General features: G+C 71.0%; 3 protein-coding genes. All 3 read right to left on the bottom strand.

All coding sequences use genetic code 11. From position 1 onward, the window contains the following. The coding region (locus FNH04_RS42955) for an Ldh family oxidoreductase (RefSeq protein ID WP_152791667.1) at positions 1 to 1032 on the bottom strand (1032 nt) is incomplete at its 3' end. A gap of 267 nt (positions 1033 to 1299) precedes the next feature. After that, entirely contained in the window at positions 1300 to 2025 is a 726-nt protein-coding gene (locus FNH04_RS42960) for a GntR family transcriptional regulator (RefSeq protein WP_152791668.1), read from the bottom strand. Between the two features lie 111 nt (positions 2026 to 2136). After that, the gene (locus FNH04_RS42965; protein ID WP_228031963.1) at positions 2137 to 3321 is read right to left on the bottom strand and encodes an acyltransferase family protein; all 1185 of its coding nucleotides are present in this window, start codon (positions 3319 to 3321) and stop codon (positions 2137 to 2139) included. Between the last annotated feature and the right edge of the window lie 364 nt (positions 3322 to 3685).

Genomic DNA, 3685 nt, shown 5'->3' on the forward strand with positions numbered 1-3685 from the left:
GGGTACGGCGGTGGCGTCGGCGATACGCGCGAGGGAGGCCCAGGTGTCGTCGACGAGCGTGATGCCCTCGGTGCGCAGGCGCTCGGCCGTACGGGTCTCCGGCTCGCCGGGCACGAAGATCTCCTCCGCACCCGGGGCGGTCGGGGTGGACTTGGTCTCCTCGATCAGGACCTCCATCCGCTCCGCGAACTCGGCCGGGTCGGCCATCGACCGGATGTCGACGCAGATCAGCAGGTGACCGACTCCACTGCGGCCCGTGGGGCGATACGGCCCGACGACCGCCGAGCCGAAGGCGCTGCCGGTCAGGACGCCCGCCAGGACGTCGAACATGAAGGAGATGGCGTAGCCCTTGTGTCCTGCCATGGGCAGGATCAGGCCCTCGACGGCGCGGCGCGGGTCGGTGGTCGGCGCTCCGTCCGCGTCGGCCGCCCAGCCGTCGGGGATCGCCTCGCCGCGCTCCTTGGCGTGGTAGATCTTTCCGCGGGCGACGGCGGTGTTGGCGATGTCCATCACGACCGTGCCGTACCGGCCGCCCGGTGCGGCGATCGACCACGGATTGGTGCCGATCCGCTTCTCCCGGCCGCCCCAAGGGGCCATCGCCGGACTGGCGTTGGTGGCCAGCAGCGCCACGCAGCCCTGCTCGGCGGCCTTGCGGGTGAAGTACGCGGCCGTCCCGAAGTGACCGGAGTCGCGCACCGCGACCGCGCTGATCCCGTGCCTGCGGGCGCGTTGCACACCCCAGGTCACCGCGCGGTCGGTGAGCACCTGGCCGAGGCCGTCGCGACCGTCGACGACGAGGACGGCACCGTTGTCGCTCACGACCTCCGGGGCGGCGACCGCGGCGGTCGCTCCGCTCGCGATACGGCTGAGGTACCACGGCAGGCGCAGCATCCCGTGGGACGGATGGCCCCACAGTTCAGCGGTCACCAGCGTGTCCGCGAGCAGGTGCGCGTCCGCGGGCGGAACGCCATGGGCTTCGGTACCGGAGGCGGCGAACTCCAGCAGGTCGGCGACGCCGACGGTGTACGGCATGAGCAGCCTCCGTCTCCCGATGCTGTATGCAGGCCTGTATACAGAAGATCTGTATACAGCACTGTCCGCATGAAGACCACAGGCACGAGGAGCGGGGGGCAGGGAGCGGGGTCAGGGAGCAGGGAGCAGGGAGCAGGGAGCAGGGAGCAGGGAGCAGGGAGCAGGACGAGGTCAGCAGCCCTGGGGAAGGGGCCCGTTCAGCGCCGTACGACCCGAAGGGACACCCAGGAGGACGGGCACCAGGAGGACGGACACCAGGACGGCTGCTCAGTGGGCCGCGTCCAGCTGGACGTCCGCGCCGATCGCGAAGTCCTGGCCGGTCAGGCTGTCGATGAGCGCCCGCAGCGTCTGCGCCAGGTGGTGCCGGCAGGCGGCCTCCGCCGCCGGGGCGTCTCCCTGGGTGACCGCCTTCAGCATCGCGCGGTGCTCCTCCAGCGAAGTGAGCATGCGGCGCGGCCCGCTGTGCGAGAGGTTCCGCAACCGTGCGGTCTGGCTGCGCAGATCACGGATGGTGCGGGCGAGGTAGGGGTTGCGGCACGCGGCGATGAGCGCCTGGTCGAAGCCCTCGGACATGTCGTAGAACTTCTGGTACGACCGCGCCTGCTCGGCGGCGTCCAGCGCGCGGAAGGACTCGTCGAACTCCTCCAGCCGCTCCAGCAGTCCGCGGAACGGCACCAGCACCCGCTCGTCGGCCGCCCCAGCGGTCGCGACCGACGCCGCGGCCCGGGGCTCCAGCAGCATCCGGAATTCGAACAGGGCACGCGCCCCGCCCAGCGAGATCGGAGCCACCCGGGCCACCTCGCCCGGCACGAAGTCGACCAGCCCCTCCCCCGCGAGCCGCCGGATGGCCTCCCGCACCGGCGTCCGCGAGGCACCCAGCTCCTCGCTCAACTGGACCTCGCTCAGCTTGGCCCCCGGCCGCAGGCGCAGCGACTCGATGTCACCCTTCAGCCGCTCGTAGACCACTTCGCTCTTGCCAGTCGCCCGGGCCATGAGACTCCCTGTCCACCCCTCCGCACACGCTTCTGTATACAGACTACGGGGCGGGAGCGGGACCAGGGCTCCAGGCGGCCAGGACATGGCCGCGTGTGGCACGGGCGCTCGTCACGGCCGCTCCACGCGCCGCGCCAGCTTCCGCCCCCACCTCTGGGCCGGCGCTTCGACGCAGCGGTAGGTCAGCACGCACAGCGGCAACAGCACGGCGTAGAAGGCCACTTCGAGTACGGGACTGTCCCGCCTCCACCGGCCGATCGTGCCGTCAGTCACCGCCAGCAGCACCGGATGCACCAGGTAGACCGAGTAGCTGATCGTGCCCAGCCCGGTCAGCAGACGCGGTATCCGCCTGCGGCGCACCGCCAGCCCGGCGCCGAAGGTGAGCACGGCCGCCAGGAAGGCCGCGATCCAGCCGCGCTGTGTGAAGTGGGACCCGTCGCCGCCGTACCAGTACGCGCTGCCCACAGCGCAAACGAGCACCACGGCAGCCGTGCGGGCCGCGCACCGCCAGGTGCCCTGACCGTGTTCGGCCCGGTGGACGGCGGTGCCCAGGAACATCACGGCGAGGATCACCAGGCCCTCCCACAGGGGGACCGTGCCGTTGAAGGAGACCAGGACGAGCGCCAGCACCCCGCCCACCACGCCCCCGAACACGCGAAGCGCGGACGACCCGGCGCTCGCACAGCAGATGGCGACCACCATGGCGACCGAGGCGAGCGCGACCAGCGGGCCGGTACCGACCGCGCCGGAGAGGGCGGAGACGGGCAGCACGACCGCCACGGTCCCGCTGCTCACGACGGCGAGCACGGCGAGGATGACGGCGACCGCTGCCGACCTCTGCTGAAGCCGAACCGTGAAAAGAGCGACGGCCAGCAGATAGAAGGCCATTTCATACGAGAGCGTCCACAGCACGTTCAGAAGACTGGGCGTGCCCAGCAGTTCCTGGAGCAATGTGAGATGGGCGACGGCCACCGTGGTGGCGCTCTGCCCGCCGAAGTCATCGCGCATCTCCGCGATTCCCGCCGTCCGAAGGGCGAGCAGCGCGACAACGGCGGCGGCGCACAGCGGATACACACGGAACACCCGTCCGATCCAGAAAGCCCGGACGCGGCCGCGGCGTTCGAGCGACGCGGGGATGATGTAGCCGCTCACGAGGAAGAACACCATGATGCCGTACCGGCTGGTGTTGAACTCCGGCATCAACTGCCCACGGAACTCCGCCATGAAGGAGTACGACGAGTGGTCGAACACCACGACGAGCGCCGCGATGCCGCGCAGCGCGTCCAGCCAGCCCAAACGCGGGGGACCGCCCGGCACACCGGACACGGCTGATCGTGGCGGACCGTCAGAGTCGGATTCCCGTGGGCCGCATAACGCCATGCCGGGCGGCGGCCCACTCCGTTCCCGTTCCGCGCCGTCCACTGACGTCCCCTTGTCCTCGGAGGTTCCCCGAAGTGCTCCGAAGGCACTTCACCCGTTCTTGGGCCGAGGCGCGGAATGCGTTACGGAGTGAGCCCGGTGGCTGGGATCACCGACCACGCTGGATGCCGTGGAGTACGCCGGCTGATCGGGCTCACTCCCACTCAGTCGTCAGGAACGGTGCGAGGCCCGGCCAGGACAACGGGCGACGGGCGACGGGCGACGGGCGACGGGCGACGGG

The sequence above is a fragment of the Streptomyces phyllanthi genome (assembly GCF_009377205.1).
Classification (GTDB): domain Bacteria; phylum Actinomycetota; class Actinomycetes; order Streptomycetales; family Streptomycetaceae; genus Streptomyces; species Streptomyces phyllanthi.